General features: G+C 68.7%; 17 protein-coding genes. 3 read left to right on the top strand and 14 right to left on the bottom strand.

Going from position 1 to position 14,359, the window contains the following annotated elements; translation table 11 throughout:
- Positions 1-52: 52 nt before the first annotated feature.
- From AW271_RS12480 to AW271_RS12415, 14 genes are all read right to left on the bottom strand, one after another.
- Positions 53-376, bottom strand: a complete 324-nt coding sequence (locus AW271_RS12480; RefSeq protein WP_030455669.1) for a DUF2469 domain-containing protein — start codon at positions 374-376, stop codon at positions 53-55.
- A complete protein-coding gene (locus AW271_RS12475) occupies positions 373-1,080 on the bottom strand; it encodes a ribonuclease HII (protein ID WP_062336087.1) in 708 nt (235 codons plus the stop codon). The genes AW271_RS12480 and AW271_RS12475 overlap by 4 nt, the downstream gene beginning before the upstream one ends.
- A gap of 22 nt (positions 1,081-1,102) precedes the next feature.
- Positions 1,103-1,720, bottom strand: a complete 618-nt coding sequence (lepB, locus tag AW271_RS12470) for a signal peptidase I (RefSeq protein ID WP_062336085.1) — start codon at positions 1,718-1,720, stop codon at positions 1,103-1,105.
- An 11-nt stretch (positions 1,721-1,731) separates the two neighbouring features.
- On the bottom strand, positions 1,732-2,526 hold the full coding sequence (lepB, locus tag AW271_RS12465; protein ID WP_245653038.1) for a signal peptidase I: 795 nt from the start codon (positions 2,524-2,526) through the stop codon (positions 1,732-1,734).
- 166 nt (positions 2,527-2,692) lie between these two features.
- Positions 2,693-3,055, bottom strand: a complete 363-nt coding sequence (gene rplS, locus AW271_RS12460) for a 50S ribosomal protein L19 (RefSeq protein WP_062336082.1) — start codon at positions 3,053-3,055, stop codon at positions 2,693-2,695.
- Positions 3,056-3,171: 116 nt separating this feature from the next.
- Positions 3,172-3,936: a tRNA (guanosine(37)-N1)-methyltransferase TrmD gene (gene trmD / locus AW271_RS12455; RefSeq protein ID WP_062336080.1), complete on the bottom strand. Its 765-nt coding sequence runs from the start codon at positions 3,934-3,936 to the stop codon at positions 3,172-3,174.
- 1 nt (position 3,937) lies between these two features.
- Positions 3,938-4,450 (bottom strand): ribosome maturation factor RimM, encoded by a 513-nt coding sequence (gene rimM, locus AW271_RS12450; RefSeq protein ID WP_062336078.1) that lies wholly within the window; start codon positions 4,448-4,450, stop codon positions 3,938-3,940.
- Between the two features lie 126 nt (positions 4,451-4,576).
- Positions 4,577-4,819 (bottom strand): RNA-binding protein, encoded by a 243-nt coding sequence (locus AW271_RS12445; RefSeq protein ID WP_062336076.1) that lies wholly within the window; start codon positions 4,817-4,819, stop codon positions 4,577-4,579.
- A gap of 1 nt (position 4,820) precedes the next feature.
- Positions 4,821-5,270 carry a 30S ribosomal protein S16 gene (gene rpsP, locus AW271_RS12440; RefSeq protein WP_062336074.1) on the bottom strand — a complete coding sequence of 150 codons (450 nt, stop codon included), beginning with the start codon at positions 5,268-5,270 and terminating at the stop codon, positions 4,821-4,823.
- Positions 5,271-5,426: 156 nt separating this feature from the next.
- Complete coding sequence (gene ffh, locus AW271_RS12435; RefSeq protein WP_062336072.1) at positions 5,427-6,968, bottom strand: signal recognition particle protein; 1,542 nt, start codon at positions 6,966-6,968, stop codon at positions 5,427-5,429.
- A gap of 70 nt (positions 6,969-7,038) precedes the next feature.
- On the bottom strand, positions 7,039-7,593 hold the full coding sequence (locus tag AW271_RS12430) for a GTP-binding protein (protein WP_062336444.1): 555 nt from the start codon (positions 7,591-7,593) through the stop codon (positions 7,039-7,041).
- A gap of 25 nt (positions 7,594-7,618) precedes the next feature.
- Entirely contained in the window at positions 7,619-8,011 is a 393-nt protein-coding gene (locus tag AW271_RS12425; protein ID WP_030455658.1) for a DUF742 domain-containing protein, read from the bottom strand.
- A 2-nt stretch (positions 8,012-8,013) separates the two neighbouring features.
- Positions 8,014-8,448 (bottom strand): roadblock/LC7 domain-containing protein, encoded by a 435-nt coding sequence (locus tag AW271_RS12420; protein ID WP_062336070.1) that lies wholly within the window; start codon positions 8,446-8,448, stop codon positions 8,014-8,016.
- Positions 8,445-11,195 carry a nitrate- and nitrite sensing domain-containing protein gene (locus tag AW271_RS12415; protein ID WP_245653047.1) on the bottom strand — a complete coding sequence of 917 codons (2,751 nt, stop codon included), beginning with the start codon at positions 11,193-11,195 and terminating at the stop codon, positions 8,445-8,447. The genes AW271_RS12420 and AW271_RS12415 overlap by 4 nt, the downstream gene beginning before the upstream one ends.
- A gap of 621 nt (positions 11,196-11,816) precedes the next feature.
- On the opposite strand from AW271_RS12415, the gene AW271_RS12410 reads away from it, so the two are divergent.
- Genes AW271_RS12410 through AW271_RS12400 form a run of 3 tightly spaced genes read left to right on the top strand, consistent with a single transcriptional unit; the run spans position 11,817 to position 14,357 of the window.
- Positions 11,817-12,782 (top strand): ABC transporter substrate-binding protein, encoded by a 966-nt coding sequence (locus AW271_RS12410; RefSeq protein ID WP_245653037.1) that lies wholly within the window; start codon positions 11,817-11,819, stop codon positions 12,780-12,782.
- A 4-nt stretch (positions 12,783-12,786) separates the two neighbouring features.
- The gene (locus tag AW271_RS12405) at positions 12,787-13,569 is read left to right on the top strand and encodes an ABC transporter permease (RefSeq protein WP_062336063.1); all 783 of its coding nucleotides are present in this window, start codon (positions 12,787-12,789) and stop codon (positions 13,567-13,569) included.
- A complete protein-coding gene (locus tag AW271_RS12400) occupies positions 13,566-14,357 on the top strand; it encodes an ABC transporter permease (RefSeq protein ID WP_218008034.1) in 792 nt (263 codons plus the stop codon). The genes AW271_RS12405 and AW271_RS12400 overlap by 4 nt, the downstream gene beginning before the upstream one ends.
- The last annotated feature ends 2 nt before the right edge of the window (positions 14,358-14,359 follow it).

Raw genomic sequence — 14,359 nt, 5'->3', positions numbered from 1 at the left:
GAAAACGCGAAAGGGCCGGGCCCATGCGGACCCGGCCCCAAGACGCGTGGCCTCAGCTGGAGAAGCCCTCCTTCGGCATCTCCAGGTCAGGCTTGGCGAGCTCCTCGACGTTCACGTCCTTGAACGTCACCACTCGTACGTTCTTCACGAACCGCGCCGGTCGATACATGTCCCACACCCATGCGTCCTGCATCTTCACGTCGAAGAAGACTTCGCCGTTCTCGGCGGTGCGCACCTCCATGTCGACCGAATTCGTCAGGTAGAACCGACGTTCGGTTTCGACGACGTACGTGAACAGACCGACCACATCGCGGTACTCGCGGTAGAGCTGCAGCTCCATCTCGGTCTCGTACTTCTCGAGATCCTCCGCGCTCATTCCGGCCCTCCTGTTCCCAACCCCGTTTCGGCCCCTGGTTCATTCTCCCGCATCCTCATACCCGGCATCGTCCGAGCCACTGTCACGAACGAGAACCGATGGTGCTGGCTTGGTCCGTGGTGCGCGAGGGCGGCTCTGTGGTCTCTGGTCACATAGCCCTTATGCCCGGCGAAACCGTATTGGGGGAATGATTCGTGCAGGGTTGTCATCATGCGGTCCCGGGTCACCTTCGCGATGATGGACGCGGCCGCTATGCACGCGGCCACCTGGTCGCCCTTCCAGACGGCGAGTGAGGGCGCCGGCAGGCCGGGGACCGGGAATCCGTCGGTCAGGACGTATCCGGGTGTGAGACCCAACCCGGCGACCGCGCGCCGCATTCCCGCCACGTTGCACTTGTGGAGGCCGCGCTGGTCGATCTCGGCGGGCGGGATGACCACGACGCTGACGGCCTTCGCGGTCGCCATGATCTTGGCGTAGTACTCCTCGCGGCGGGCCTCGGTCAGCAGTTTGGAGTCGTTGAGGCCGTCGATCTCACGTCCGAGGACCACGGCGGACACCACCAGCGGGCCCGCGCAGGCCCCGCGGCCCGCCTCGTCGACGCCGGCGACGGGCTTGAGGCCCCGGCGGGCCAGGGCGCGCTCGTAGCCGTAGAGGCCAGAGTCACGGCGGACCACGCTCGGGCGCGGACGGTAAGCGACTGTCATGACAGAAGCAGCGTACGCCCCATCACCGGACGTTGGAGAAGGTGTCCGGCCGCGATATGAATGTGAGCCGGTCAAGCGGCCAATAACGGGCGAAGGCGAAGCCGATGACGTCGTCTTCGGAGATCGTCCCCTTGAACTCGTCGTCGATGTACGACCGCGAGTCCATCGAGTTGGTCCGGTGGTCTCCCATCAGCCACAGGCGTCCCGCCGGCACCTTCACCTCGAAGGTGCGGCCCGCGTAGTCGCCGGGGTAGAGGTACTTGCCCTCTTCCTCGATGGGGGTGCCGTTGACCGTGATGCGGCGCTGGGCGTCGCAGCACTTCACGGTGTCGCCGCCCTTGCCGATGACCCGCTTGATCGTGTCTTCGCCGTCCCAGCCCTTGAAGACCACGATGTCGCCGCGGTCGATGGAGCCGAACTGGAGCACCACCACCCTGTCGTTGACCAGCAGGGTGTTCTCCATCGACTCCGAGGGGATCCAGAACGACCGCATGACGAAGAAGTGGACCAGGAGGGCGACGACGATGCCGCCGATCGTGAAGGTGATCGTCTCCCGGAGGGCGGACTTCTTCTTTTTCTCCGGCTTGCCGGATTCCTCGGGCTTGCCGGAGGCGTTGGTCTCTTCTTCTGCGACGGCCACGGGCGGAAAGACTACCGCTTGACCCGTATGCGGCGCCTAAGGGCCAGGAGCGGGAAGGCCCCCGCGAAGCCCAGCAGGAGCGGGGCCGCGCCCGCCGCGGCGGCCAGGCCCTTCTGGCCGAACGTCTCGGGGATCGGCAGGATCCCGGCCCGGTCGAACGGCCAGACCTTCACGAACGCGCGGCCGATGACCTGGTCGATCGGGATGGCGCCGCCGCCCGGGTCGCCGCCGTGGGCGCGCGAGTCGAGCGAGACGGAGCGGTGGTCGCCCATGACCCACAGACGGCCGGGCGGGACGTCGATCTCGAAGTTGCCCAGTGACGGAACGTCACCGGGGTAGAGATAACTCTCCTCGTCGAGAGGCACCCCGTTGACGGTGATGCGGCCCTCGTCGCAGCACTTGACCTTGTCGCCGGGGACGCCGATGACCCGCTTGATGTAGTCCTTCTCGCCGGGGACCACGCCGAACGCGGTGCCGACCCAGCGGAAGAACCCGGCGACCGGGTTGGCGGGCGGGTCGAACTGGACCTCGCCGGCCCAGGAGTCGACGCCGGAGAAGACGACGATGTCACCGCGCTCGATGTCGCGCACCCGGTAGACGAGCTTGTTGACCAGGACCCGGTCGTTCTTCAGGAGCGTGTTCTCCATCGACTCCGACGGGATGTAGAACGCCTGGACCACGAACGACTTGATGAGCAGGGCGAGCACCAGCGCGACCACGATCAGCACGGGCAGTTCACGCCAGAACGAGCCGCTCTTTTTGTCTTTGCCGGGCTTGGCGTTCTGATGGGTGTCTTCGGCGACCACGTCCACCCCGTCCTGGTCTGGGAAGTCAAGTGATGCGGCGCGCCCGCGCGTGCCTAGACGAGCCTAAATCATGGTCACAGTACGCGACGTCGCCGACTCGTCTTCCGAGCGCCAAAACTGCGAAAGCCCGCGCCGGTCAGGCACGGGCTCGCAGGGATATGCCGCTTTACTTCGCGGGCAGGGCGTCGCGGCGCTCGCGGATGCGGGCGGCCTTGCCGCGCAGGTCACGCATGTAGTAGAGCTTGGCGCGGCGGACGTCGCCACGGGTCACCAGCGTGATCTTCTCGATGACCGGGCTGTGCACCGGGAAGGTGCGCTCGACGCCGACGCCGTAGCTGATCTTGCGAACGGTGAACGTCTCACGGAGACCGCCGTTCTGGCGGCGCAGCACGAAGCCCTTGAAGACCTGGATTCGGGAGCGGTTGCCTTCGACGACGCGGACGTGCACTTCGAGCGTGTCACCCGGGCGGAACGCGGGGATGTCGCTGCGGAGGGCAGCCTTCTCGATCTCCTGGATCTGCGTGTGCATGACTGAGGTTCCTCATCAGTTGAGAGAGCGCCCGGAGGTCCGTCCGTCCCCTGCGAGGCGGGGCGTCGAGAAGGACGCGGGCACGACTAACCTGCGAACGGCAGGCATTCAGCGCTTCAGTCTGCCACAGGATCGCCATCGGCGCGAAACGACGCGATCGCCTTGAGATCGGCGGCCGACAACTCCCCGCGTTCGATCAGTTCGGGGCGTTTCAGCAGGGTGCGGCGCAGCGCCTCGTCGCGCCGCCAGCGGGCGATCTTGCCGTGGTGGCCCGAGAGCAACACTTCCGGCACCTCGTGGCCGCGCCAGACCGGCGGTTTGGTGAAGACCGGCCCTTCGAGCAGGTTCTCCATGGCCCCCGGCGCGAACGAGTCGTCGACCGCCGAGACCGCGTTCCCGAGCACCCCGGGCAGCAGCCGGGCGACGGCCTCGATCATGACCAGCACGGCCGCCTCGCCCCCTGCCAGCACGTAGTCGCCGATCGAGACCTCGTCGAGCCGCAGGCGGGAGCCGTACTCGATCATGACCCGGCTGTCGATGCCCTCGTAGCGGGCCGGCGCGAACAACAACCACGGTTCGGCGGCGTACTCCAGGGCGACGGCCTGGGTGAACGGGCGGCCGCTCGGGGTGGGCACGACCAGCCTCGGGGAGCCCTCGCCGATCACGTCGTCGATGGCCGCGCCCCAGATCTCGGGCTTCATGACCATGCCCGGCCCGCCCCCGTAGGGGGTGTCGTCGACGGTCTTGTGTACGTCGTGCGCCCACTCCCGCAACTGGTGGAGGCGCACGTCGAGGATGCCCTTGGCCCGCGCCTTGCCCATCAGCGAGACGTCGAGGGGGGCGAAGTACTCGGGGAAGATCGAGATGACGTCGATGCGCATGTCAGGCGTCGAGGTCGAACAGGCCGGGAGGCGCCGAGACGACCAGGCGGCCGGCCGCCAGGTCGACGTCGGGCACCAGCGCCTTCACGAACGGCACGTAGGCGTCGTCGCGGCCGGGCCGCTTGACGACCAGCAGGTCCTGCCCGTGGTGCAGCACGTCGGTCACCTCGCCGAGGCGCTCGCCCTCGGCGTTCACCACGGCCAGCCCGATCAGCTGGTGGTCGTGGAACTCGTCGGGGTCGTCGGAGGGCACGATGTCGGCCGAGTCGATGACGAGCATCGTGTCGCGCAGCGCCTCGGCGGCCTCCCGCCCGTCGACCCCGTGGAGCGACAGCAGCAGGATGCCCTTGTGCCAGCGGGCGTGGCGGACCGTGAGCGGCCCCCGGGAGGCCGGGTCGGTGGCCAGCAGCGCTCCGGGCGCGAACCGCTCCCCCGGCTCGTCGGTGCGGACCTCGACGGTCACCTCACCGCGGACGCCGTGGGGGCGGCCGATCCGGCCGACGACGAGCTGCATCAGGAGTTCTCCAGAAACGACGATCCCGGGAGACCGATGACGGTGCTCCCGGGATGACGGACTACCTGTTCATTAGGCAGATTCACAGCGCGAGCCACGGCCGGCCTCCGGCCGTCCGCGTCTCGCTCAGCGGGCTTCGTTCAGATCAACCAGGTCGACCCGGACGTATTTGCCGTCGGACAGGGCGTTGACGACGGTGCGCAACGCCTTGGCCGTGCGGCCCCCGCGCCCGATGACCTTGCCCAGGTCTTCGGGGTGGACCCGCACCTCCAGGACACGCCCGGTGCGGATCTTCCGTGCGCGGACGCGGACCTCGTCGGGATGTTCGACGATGCCCTTGACGAGGTGCTCGAGGGCCTCCTCGAGCATTTCAGGCCTCGGTTTCCGAGGTGGGCTCGGCGGGCGCCTCGGCGGCGGTCTCGGCCTTGGGCTCGGCCTTCTTCGACTTCCGCGGCGTGGTGGCGGCGCCGGTGTCGGCCGACAGGGCCTCCTTGGCGGCGGCCTCGTAGGCGGCGTGGCGGTCGGCGGCGGCCTCGGCGACGAGCAGCGGAGCCGGAGCGGCCTCGCCCTTGAACTTCTGCCAGTCACCGGTCAGCTTGAAGAGCTTCAGGACCGGGTCGGTCGGCTGCGCGCCGACGCCCAGCCAGTACTGCGCCCGCTCGGAGTTGACCTCGATGCGCGAGGGGTGCTCCTTCGGGTGGTACAGCCCGATCTCCTCGATCGCACGGCCGTCACGCTTGGTGCGGCTGTCGGCGACGACGATGCGGTACTGCGGGTTGCGGATCATGCCGAGCCGCTTGAGCTTGATCTTGACTGCCACGGGTGTGGTCTCTCCTGCTTCAAAAATGGATGAGCGGCGTCACATCGAGTGGGGCACGAGGTGGCGGCCACTCCAGGGACAGGCGCGGAGGCGGGGATTAGAGGGCGCCCGCCGGACCACGATGTTCCAACATGACATTCTGCCAGATCCGAGCGGCTACTTCTGCCCGGGCAGCTTGAACTTCGACGGGTCGAACCCCGGCGGCAGCTCCAGGCCCTTGGGCAGTTTGCCGGGGGCGAGGTTGCCCAGCACGCCGCCCGGCTGCTTGGCCGGCGCGTCGGCGGCGGGCTCCTTCGGCAGACCGGCCTTGCGCGGGTCGCCGCTCACGCGCCGGCCCTTCTTCGGCTTGGCCTGCTTCTGGTTGCGCTTGCCCCCCGGCATGCCGGGGATGCCGATGCCCTGCGACATGCGCTTCATCATCTTCTGCGCCTCGAAGAAGCGCGTCACCAGGTTGTTGACCTCGGTGACGCTCACGCCCGAGCCGCGCGCGATGCGGGCCCGGCGGGAGCCGTTGATGATCTTCGGCTCGGACCGTTCGCCCGGGGTCATCGACCGGATGATGGCGGCGACCCGGTCGAGGTCCTTGTCGTCGACCTGGTTGAGCTGGTCGCGCATCTGCCCCATACCGGGCATCATGCCGAGCAGGTTCTTGATGGGGCCCATCCGGCGGACCATCATCATCTGCTCGAGGAAGTCGTCGAGCGTGAAGTCGTCGCCCGAGGCCAGCTTGCCGGCCATCTTGGCGGCCTCGGCCTCGTCGAACGTGCGCTGCGCCTGCTCGATCAGGGTGAGGATGTCACCCATGTCGAGGATCCGGCCCGCCATGCGGTCGGGGTGGAAGGCGTCGAAGTCCTCGAGCTTCTCACCGGTGGACGCGAACATGATCGGGCGGCCGGTGATGTGGCGCACCGACAGGGCCGCGCCGCCGCGGGCGTCGCCGTCGAGCTTGGTGAGGACGACCCCGTCGAAGCCGACCCCGTCCATGAACGCCTGCGCCGTGGTGACGGCGTCCTGGCCGATCATGGCGTCGACCACGAACAGCACCTCGTCGGGGCTGACGGCGTCGCGGATGTCGGCGGCCTGGGCCATCAGCTCCTGGTCGATGCCCAGGCGGCCGGCGGTGTCGATGATGACGACGTCGTGCTGCTGACGGCGGGCGTGGTCGATCGACTGGCGGGCCACCTCGACCGGGTCGCCGACGCCGTTGCCCGGTTCGGGCGCGTAGACGGCGACCCCGGCTCGCTCGGCCATCACCGAGAGCTGCTGCACCGCGTTGGGCCGCTGGAGGTCGCAGGCCACCAGGAGCGGCGCGTGGTTCTGGTCGCGCAGCCAGCGGGCCAGCTTGCCGGCCAGGGTGGTCTTACCGGCGCCCTGGAGACCGGCGAGCATGATGACCGTCGGCGGGGTCTTGGCCAGGCGCAGGCGGCGGGTCTCGCCGCCGAGGATGTCGATCAGCTCGTCGTTGACGATCTTCACGACCTGCTGCGCCGGGTTCAGCGCCTGTGAGACCTCGGATCCCCGGGCCCGCTCCTTGACGTGGGCCACGAAGTCCTTGACCACCGGCAGCGCGACGTCTGCCTCGAGCAGGGCGATGCGGATTTCACGGCAGGTCGCGTCGATGTCGGCGTCGGAAAGCCTGCCCTTGGACCGGAGCGAGGAGAAGACCGAAGTCAGCCGGTCGGAAAGCGTCTCGAACACGTGATTGGCCAGCCTCGAAGGGAATCGTCGTGGATCAGGGGACTACCCCCGGCCCCCCAAGCCTATCCGCTCACCAGCGAGGACCGCCCACACGCGAGGTGAGCGCGTGCTCCACCAGCGTGATGAGGGCGTTCTTCACCGAATCGCGGGACCGGGCGTCCGTACGGACGATCGGGACGTGGGCCGAGAGGGTGAGGGCCTCCCGGATCTCGTCCTCGGCATGGGGGTAGAGGCCGTTGAAGCCGTTGATGCCCACGATGAACGGAAGCTGGGCCTCCTCGAAGTAGTCGACCGCGGGGAAGCTGTCGGCCAGCCGCCGCGTGTCCACCAAGACGATGGCGCCGATGGCGCCTCTGACCAAGTCGTCCCACATGAACCAGAAACGGTGCTGCCCGGGGGTGCCGAACAGGTAGAGGATCAGATCCTCCTCCAACGACACCCGGCCGAAGTCCATGGCCACCGTCGTGGTGGTCTTGTGGGGGGTCAGCCCGACGTCGTCGATGTCCTTCGAGGCGTCGGTCATCACCGCCTCGGTCGTCAGCGGGACGATCTCGGAGACCGCTCCGACGAAGGTGGTCTTGCCCACCCCGAAGCCACCCGCCACAACAATCTTCGTCGAGGTCAGGCCGCGGCTCGCGCCGCCGCCGTGACTATAGACGTCGAAGTCCACTGAGCACCCTTTCCAACAAGCCCAAGTCCGGCATCCCGGCATCCAACTGCGGCTGGTGCACGTGCACCAGGCCCTCGGCGACCATGTCCGCGATCACCACGCGGATCACCCCGAGCGGGATGTGCAGCAGGGCCGACACCTCGGCCACCGACCGCACCTGACGGCACAGGGAGCTGATCGCCCGGTACTCCGGCGGCCGCTGGGACAGGTCGTGCTGCAGCGACGTGGCCGACGACACCAGCGCCTCCAGCGCGAGCTGCATGCGCGGTGTCGTGCGGCCGCCGGTGACGGTGAAGGGGCGGACCGGCGAGGCCGGCTCCGGGCGCGGAGGCGGCTGGCCGCCCCCATAGGGCGGCGACCCCCACGAGTCCATGGTCATCTCCTCGGGTTGGAGGCCTGGAGTTCCGCCCTGACCGCGGGCGTGAGTACCTGACCGGCACGCTCGACGAACAGCGTCATCTGGTAGGCGACCAGGCCCATGTCCGCGTCGGCCGCCGCGAGCACCGACAGGCAGGAGCCGTCGCTGATCGACATGATCAGCAACAGCCCGCGCTGCATCTCCACGACGGTCTGCGTGACCGGGCCTCCCTCGAACACGCGGGAGGCGCCCTGGGTCAGCGAGATCAACCCGGCCGCGACCGCCGCGAGCTGGTCGGCGCGGTCCTTCGGGAATCCGTCCGAGTAGGCCAGCGGAAGGCCGTCGGACGAGACGACGACGGTGTGGGCGACGCCCGGCACCGACATCACGAAGTCGTTGATCAGCCAGTTGATGCCGCGGGCGGCCTGGCTCATCTCTCTCACGCTGGTCATTCCCCTCTTCCTGGGTAACCCTCGTCCTCGCTGATCTCGCCCCGGGCCACGGCGCGGCCCTGGCGTACGCCGTACTGGAGGCTGGAGAGCCGGCTTCTGGCGCGGTCGGGGGAGAGCGACGGCGGTGGTGACGCGGCCGCCTGCCGGCCCGGCTCGGCGGAGCCCGGGACGAGGTTGGCCTTGGGTACACGCTTGGGCAGGCCGGCGGAGGTGCTGGCCTCGAACTGGGGCTGCTGGGCCGCGGCGGCGACCCCCCACGCGGAGTCGGCCTTGGTGTCCTTCCAGACCTCCTCGGGCTTGGTCTCCTCGGCGGGCTTCTTGAACCACGCCGACTCGACCGACGCGAAGATCGGCAGGAACTCCTCGGGCCGGTCCTGTCCGGCGGGTTCCCGGACCGCGGGCAGCGGGCCGGTGACGTCGGCGTCCCGTTCGCTCAGGCCGGACAGACCGCCCAGGGCCGAGTCGAACTTGCGCCGGGGCAGCGGGTTTCCGGGCTGCTGCGGCAACGGGGGCGGCGGTCCGAACATCGTGGGCTGACCTCCCGGAGCGCCGTTCGGTCCGGTCGACGCCGGTCCCTGCTGCCGGGGCGGCGGGCCGAACATCGACGGCTGCGGGCCCGTGTGCTGGGGACCCGTGTGCTGGGGACCCGTGTGGTGGTGCTGGGGACCCGTGTGCTGCGGGCCCGTGTGGTGGGAGGGCGGCGCGGGCTGGGTGTTGTACGGGCCCGTCGACGGTCCCAGCGGACCGGGCGACGGCAACGCGGGCCGTCCACCGGTCGAGCCGAGCTGCGGCGGGCCCCAGCCGCCGGTGGTGTCCTGCTGCGGGGGCATCTGGGGCAGCTGGCCCTTGGGGGTCCAGGCGGGGGCGTACCCGCCGGTGCCGAAGTGCTGGCTCTGCTGGACCGCGCTGGGCGGCACGGCGATCAGCGACTCGGGCAGCAGCACCATCGCGGTGAGACCGCCGCCGTCGTGGTTGCGGATCTGCACGCGGATGCCGTTGCGCAGCGCGAGCCGGCCGACCACGAACAGGCCCATTCGACGGGACACCGACACGTCCACGACCGGCGGGTTGGCCAGCCGCCAGTTCGTGGCGCCGATCTCGTCGGGGCTCATGCCGATGCCGGAGTCGGTCACCGACACCATCACTCCCCCGCCGTCTATGCGGTTGCCCGACACGATGACGCGGGTGTCGCGGGCGGAGAACGACAGGGCGTTCTCGACCAGCTCGGCGAGCAGGTGGATGACGTCGTTGACGGCCTGACCGGCCAGCGCGACCTCACCCGGCACGTTGATGACGACGCGCTCGTAGCCCTCGACCTCGGAGAGCGAGGCGCGCACGACGTCGGTGACCTCCACCGGCTGGCTCCACCGGCGGGCGGGCTCCTGGCCGGCGAGGACCAGGAGGTTCTCCGAGTTGCGGCGCATGCGCGTCGCCAGGTGGTCGAGCTTGAACAGGTTGGCCAGCCGGGCCTCGTCCTGCTCGCCCTGCTCCAGGCCGTCGATCAGGGCGATCTGCCGCTCCACCAGCGTCTGGGTGCGGCGGGAGAGGTTGACGAACATCGCGCTGATGTTGCTGCGCAGGCGCGACTCGTCACCCGCCAGCCGGACCGCCTCGCGGTGGACCTCGTCGAAGGCCCGCGCCACTTCACCGATCTCGTCGGAGCCGCTGACGCCGATGGGGGCGACGTGCGGGACCGAGTCGTGCGCGGAGTCGGACTCGCGCAGCCGCTGGACCAGGTCGGGCAGCCGGTGCCCGGCGATCTCCAGGGCCTCCGACCGCAGCCGCCGCAGCGGTGTGGTCAGCGAGCGCGCCATTCCGGTGGTGATGAGCAGCACCAGCGCCAGGATGACCACGACGATCAGGATGTTGACCAGGGCGCCGCGCTGGTCGGCGGCGGCCAGCGTGTCGGCCTGCTTCACGACCGAGCCGACGAGCTGCTTCTCGACCTCGTACATGCGCTCGATGCCGAAGCTGCTGGACTCGAACCAGATCTCCGAGTCCTCGCCGGGGGTGCCGTCGAGGTTGACGAGCTGGCGGTCGAGGCGGATGCGCTCCATCGCCGAGCCGCGCAGGAACTCGGCCTGGTCGACGCGGGCGCCGGTCACGGTGTCGGCGTACAGCTGCCGTTCGGCCGGGGTGGCCGCGACGCGGAACGCGGCGATCTCGCTCTCGAACCGCTTGCGGGCGGCGGTCACGGCGTCGAGCTCGATGGGCGTGAAGTTGCGCATCTTGATGCCGAGGGAGAGCAGGCCACGCATGATCGACTGCTCGTTCTTGGCACGGGCCAGCGCGGTCAGCGCGGCGGCGGTGCCGTCGATGGACTCGTCGGTGCCGGCCTGGCCGACCTCTTCGTAGAAGCGCAGCAGGTCGCCGATGACGAGGGAGTACTTGTCCACCGCGGGGAGCGCGGGGAGCTGGGTCTTGAGAGTGATCTCGCGCAGGTTCTTGAGCTCGGAGAGGCGGCCGTCGACTCGCGTCAGCTTCTCTTTACCGAGGTCACCGAGAGAACCTTCGATCTCTGGAACACGCTCTCGCACCTTTTCGGCGAGAACGTCCACTTTGCTCTTCTGTGCGTCGATTAGGTTGAGATCAGACTCTTGACTTCGCCTGTCAGCGATGTAGGGAATTGTCAAATCTCGTTCGAGTTCGATCTCCTGGATGAGCTCGCCCAGCGTTCCGGTGAACGCGGCGATATCACTCACCCGCTGATATTCCGCGGCACTGGTAACCGCGCTGATGACGCGCATGGCGCCGAGAACGACCGCCGCGACGGTCGGAATCATGATCAGTGCGATAAGGCGGTTACGGACCCGCCAGTTGTGCAACGCCATCCGCTTGGATGTCGTGTCCCGATGACCGGCCGGCTCCCTCGGGGGTTCCGGCGGCGCCTCGGGCGCGGTGCGGTGATCACGTTCGATCGTTGCCGTCCTCACAGGCCGCACCCTTCCGATAAAAGAAATTTCAATTTTCTTCGGGATACCTCCCATAAGCCAGGGGCAATTGGAGCATATGACTAGGAGCTCCACCAATAGTCACATTGGTTTTGGACCGGTCCAGAGATGACGATTCATCACATAGTTATCCCAGGCCAGGTCAGCGATGGACCCGATCCGCCGATCGGACCCCGCTGTTCCAAGGACCGGTCCAAACGCCCACTACTTCCCTTAACCCCCCAAAAGTCACAGGGGCTAATTTGTTTACAAGTTTGGTGACATAGTGCTCTTATTCCTGTTGATGGTGATTTCGAACCGATACAGTCTTCGCCGTCGCCCGCCGGGCCCCGCGATCTTGGCCATGGGCGGGTGTGCTTCCCCCCATCTAAGGAGACTCAACCTATGAGGCGCCTATTTGCGGGCCGGACGCTCATCGTGGGCGTTCTGGCTGCGTTGACCCTTTCGGCCTGTGGCAGCGGCGAGCCCGAGACCGGCGCGGCCGCCGGCGGCTCCGGCGGGCTCGAGAAGACCGCGCTGACCATCGGCGTCGTGGCCGTGCCCGACGCCGCCCCCATCCAGATCGCTCTGGACCGGGGCTTCTTCAAGGAAGAGGGCCTCGACGTCAAGATCTCCGTCGAGGTCGGCGGCGCCGCCGCCACGCCCAAGCTCGTCGCGGGCCAGCTCGACGCCATGCTCGGCAACTACGTCGCGCTGTTCCTCGCGCAGCAGGCCGGCGCCGGCAAGTTCAAGGTGGTGGCCGACAGCTACCAGGCCGCCCCCGACAACTTCGTCATCATGACCAAGGGTGACAACGCCGCCATCAACACCGCGGCCGACCTCGCGGGCAAGAAGATCGCCGTGAACACCCTCAACGCGATCGGCACCCTCGCGGTGACCGCGACCGCCAAGGTCGCCGGCGTCACCATCAACGAGAAGGAGCAGTACGTCGCCATGCCGCTGCCCGAGATGGGCGCGGCGCTGGAGACCGGCACCGTCGACGCGATCTGGGTCGCCGAGCCGTTCATCTCGGCCAACGCCAAGGCCGGCGCCAAGAAGGTCGCCGACAGCATGGCGGGCCCGCTGGAGAACTTCCCGATCGCCGGCTGGGTGATGACCGACAAGTTCACCAGCGAGAACCCCAAGACGGTGGCCGCCTTCCAGCGCGCCCTCGCCAAGGCGCAGACCCTGGCCGCCACCGACCGCAAGGTCGTGGAGGAGGCGCTGCCGAAGTACACGAAGATCGACGCCGCCACCGCGGCCGTCATCGCGCTGGGCACCTACTCCACCTCGCTGAGCGAGGCCCGTCTGCAGCGGGTCGCCGACACGCTGACGGAGTACGGCATGATCCCGGCCGGCTTCGACGTGAAGGCCCTGATGGCGCCGGCTGCCCCCGCGCAGTGACGACGTGCCGAAGGTAAACGGGGCGAGCCTGCTCCGCGGTCTCATCGGGACCGCGGGGCTGCTCGTCGTTCTGGAGGCGGCCGGCCGGCTGGGCGCGTGGGACACCGAAAGGCTGCCCCTCGTCTCCACGGTCCTGCTGCGGGCCGGTGAACTGCTCACCGACCCCGAGTTCCTCGTCAGCGCCCGGTCGAGCCTGACCACGTGGGCGCTGGCGCTGCTGGTGACGATCGCGATCGCCGTGCCGGCCGGGCTGCTGCTCGGCATGGTCAAACCCGCCGAACTGGCGGTGCGGCCGCTGATCGAGTTCCTGCGGCCGATCCCGTCGGTCGCGCTGATCCCCCTGGTCATCCTGCTCTACTCGGAGACCACCCACATGCGGATCACGGTCGCGGTGTACGCCGCCCTGTGGCCCGTGCTCATCAACACCATCTACGGCGTGCGCGACGTCGACCCGCTGGCCAAGGAGACCCTGCGCAGCTTCGGCTTCGGTCCCGGCTCGGTGGCCTACCGGGTGGTGCTGCCGGGCGCCGCGCCGTTCATCGCCACCGGCATCCGGCTGGCCGCCTCGGTCGCGATCGTGCTGGTCGTGACGTCGGAGCTGATCGCCGGCGGCATCGAGGGCATCGGCGTCTACATCACCATCGCGGCGAGCGGCAACCGGCTCGACCTGATGATCGGCGCGACCATCCTGGTCGGGCTGTTCGGCATCCTGGTCAACGCGCTGCTGGTGGCCGGGGAGAACCGGCTGTTCCGGTGGCACCGCGCCAGAGCGGGGGCCGCCACGTGAGACGAGCGACCTCCGGCGTGCTCCGCTTCTGGATCGTGCCCGTGACGCTGGTGGTGTGGGAACTGCTCACGCGGGCGACCGAGTCGCCGTACTTCCCGCCGCCCAGCCGGATCGCCACCCAGTTCTACGACATGTGGCTGAGCGGCCCGGCCTCCCAGCTGCTGCTGACCGACGGCGCGCTCGACACCTTCGGGCCCAGCCTCGGCCGGCTCCTCGCGGGATGGGTCATCGCCGGCGTGCTCGGCGTCGCCCTCGGAGTGGCCCTCGGCCGGATCCGCGGCCTGGCCGAGTACGCCGACCCGGTGCTGCAGTTCCTGCGTGCCCTGCCGCCGCCGCTGCTGGTGCCCATCTTCTTCGTCCTGTTCAAGATCGGCACCCCCACGCAGCTGGCCGTCATCGTCTTCGGCGTCATCTGGCCGGTGCTGGTCAACACGACCGACGGCGTGCGGTCGGTCGACAAGGGCTTCCTGGAGACCGCACGGGTCTTCCAGTTCAGCCGGTACGACATCCTCCGCCGCGTCATCCTGCCCTCGGCCATGCCGAAGATCTTCGCGGGCCTCCGGCTGAGCCTGTCGCTGGCGCTGATCCTGATGGTGGTGTCGGAACTCGTCGGCAGCAACAGCGGCATCGGCTACAGCCTGCTCTACGCGCAGCAGTCCTACGACTACGCCGGGGTCTGGGCGCACATCGTCCTGCTCGGCGTGCTCGGCCTGCTGTTCAACGCCCTGTTCCTCGTCGCCGAGGGCCGCGTCCTGTCCTGGCACGCCAACGCCAGGCGCAACGTTTAGGA

It is taken from the genome of Herbidospora sakaeratensis (genome assembly GCF_001570525.1).
Taxonomy (GTDB): Bacteria; Actinomycetota; Actinomycetes; order Streptosporangiales; family Streptosporangiaceae; genus Herbidospora; species Herbidospora sakaeratensis.
The sequence above is the reverse complement of the archived record's forward strand: the minus strand, read 5'-3'. Positions and strand labels throughout refer to the sequence as shown.

Bases quoted from the DNA above. Each gene is read 5' to 3' on its own strand.
- AW271_RS12475 (WP_062336087.1), bottom strand. From the start codon at position 1,080: ATGACAGTCGCTTACCGTCCGCGCCCGAGCGTGGTCCGCCGTGACTCT.
- AW271_RS12480 (WP_030455669.1), bottom strand. From the start codon at position 376: ATGAGCGCGGAGGATCTCGAGAAGTACGAGACCGAGATGGAGCTGCAG.
- trmD (WP_062336080.1), bottom strand. From the start codon at position 3,936: ATGCGCATCGACGTCATCTCGATCTTCCCCGAGTACTTCGCCCCCCTC.
- AW271_RS12420 (WP_062336070.1), bottom strand. From the start codon at position 8,448: ATGACCAGCGTGAGAGAGATGAGCCAGGCCGCCCGCGGCATCAACTGG.
- AW271_RS12415 (WP_245653047.1), bottom strand. From the start codon at position 11,195: ATGCGCGTCATCAGCGCGGTTACCAGTGCCGCGGAATATCAGCGGGTG.
- rimM (WP_062336078.1), bottom strand. From the start codon at position 4,450: ATGCAGCTCGTCGTCGGCCGGATCGGCCGCCCCCACGGCGTCCGCGGT.
- AW271_RS12445 (WP_062336076.1), bottom strand. From the start codon at position 4,819: ATGCTCGAGGAGGCCCTCGAGCACCTCGTCAAGGGCATCGTCGAACAT.
- AW271_RS12425 (WP_030455658.1), bottom strand. From the start codon at position 8,011: ATGGACTCGTGGGGGTCGCCGCCCTATGGGGGCGGCCAGCCGCCTCCG.
- rplS (WP_062336082.1), bottom strand. From the start codon at position 3,055: ATGCACACGCAGATCCAGGAGATCGAGAAGGCTGCCCTCCGCAGCGAC.